At 42.9% G+C, this 1,477-nt stretch carries 3 protein-coding genes; all 3 read right to left on the reverse strand.

From position 1 onward, the window contains the following. A partial coding sequence (gene udk / locus AC6F75_RS03840) for a uridine kinase (RefSeq protein ID WP_500713626.1) occupies positions 1 to 439 on the reverse strand: 439 nt, incomplete at its 3' end. Between the two features lie 68 nt (positions 440 to 507). After that, on the reverse strand, positions 508 to 969 hold the full coding sequence (locus AC6F75_RS03845) for a c-type cytochrome (protein WP_500713627.1): 462 nt from the start codon (positions 967 to 969) through the stop codon (positions 508 to 510). Position 970: 1 nt separating this feature from the next. Further along, positions 971 to 1,477, reverse strand: a 507-nt coding sequence (locus tag AC6F75_RS03850) for a PQQ-dependent sugar dehydrogenase (RefSeq protein ID WP_500713628.1), incomplete at its 5' end; no start/stop codon positions are given.

Here is a 1,477-nt window from a genome sequence, read left to right on the forward strand (position 1 = left end):
CGCGCTCTGAAATGTCTCTTTTTAAACGTCTGATTAATCGTTCATCACTGTCGGCGTGGACATAGATTTTAATGTCAAACATATCCCTGATTTCAGGGTGGGTGAGGATTAGGATGCCCTCAACAATCATCACATCTTTGGGAGCGGTCTTAACGGTTTCTTTGGTACGGTTGTGCTCGATAAACGAATACACAGGCTGTTTGATGGTTTTGCCGTTTTTTAATTCGTTGAGATGAATGGCAAGCAGTTCAAAATCAATGGCTTTGGGGTGGTCAAAGTTGATTTTTACACGTTCTTCAAACGGCAGGTCTGAGGTGTCCCTATAATAAGAGTCCTGTGAAATAACCCCTACCTGATTGGCCGGTAATTCGTTGATAATCTGGTTGACCACGGTTGTTTTTCCGCTTCCGGTACCACCGGCAATTCCGATTACAAGCATAGATTGTGTGTTTTGACAAAGGTAATAAATTATGGGTTTGGGATTTAGTAAAGTAATCGATAACTCAATTATGGTTCAATCGCTTCCACTTCCTCAACAGTTACCATTTTTTCTTGGGTGTTGCTCCAGGAATTCATCACATAATTCATCACATCGGCCACTTCTTTGTTTGTGAGTCCCATAGGTGGCATCACATTGTTGTAAGTTTCGCCATTGACTACAATTTCACCACTTTGTCCAAATTTTACGGCGTGAATGCTTTCTGAGCGTTTTTCGGTCAGCCAGTCTGCACCATCGAGTGGGGGAAAAACCCGAGGCATTCCTTTGCCGTCTGCGCCGTGGCATTGAATACAAAACTCGTCATAAATCAAACGACCCCGGTCAATGCTTTTTTGTAAATCATTGTTTTGTGAAAATGGAGTTACATTGGTATATGCACTGGATTCATTTTGCTTTTCTTTGGTTTTGGAAAGACACGAAAAAAGTATGGATGTTGAAACAACAACCACAAAATAAAAGATGTTTTTCATTTTAATTCGGAACAATTTTTACGATGCCCATACCTTCAACGCCCATATAGATATAGCCATCCGGACCCATTTTGACAGTTCTTAACCTTCCAATATCAGCTGCTATTTTTTGTCTTCCAATTACTTGATTTCCGTCCAACTTTACCAGCTCAAGGTACTGGAATTTCAATGCGCCAACAAGCAAATGGTCTTTCCAGTCGGGGTATTTGTCTCCTGTTACAAAAGTCATTCCGCTGGGAGCGATGGATGGTGTCCAATAATAAATGGGTTGTTCCATGCCGGGACGATGGGTTTCTTCGGTAATTATGGTGCCGTTGTAGTTGACACCATAAGTGATGGTGGGCCAACCGTAGTTGGCCCCTTTTTTATGGATGTTGATTTCGTCACCACCTTTGGGTCCGTGTTCATGTGACCAGAGTTTCCCGGTTTCCGGATGGATGTCCATTCCCTGTTGGTTGCGGTGACCGTATGAGTAAATGGCGGCAATGGCTCCCGGCTCATTGACAAA

The organism is Planktosalinus sp., from assembly GCF_059864935.1.

Coding starts and splice junctions, on each gene's coding strand:
- AC6F75_RS03845 (WP_500713627.1), bottom strand. CDS start 969: ATGAAAAACATCTTTTATTTTGTGGTTGTTGTTTCAACATCCATACTT.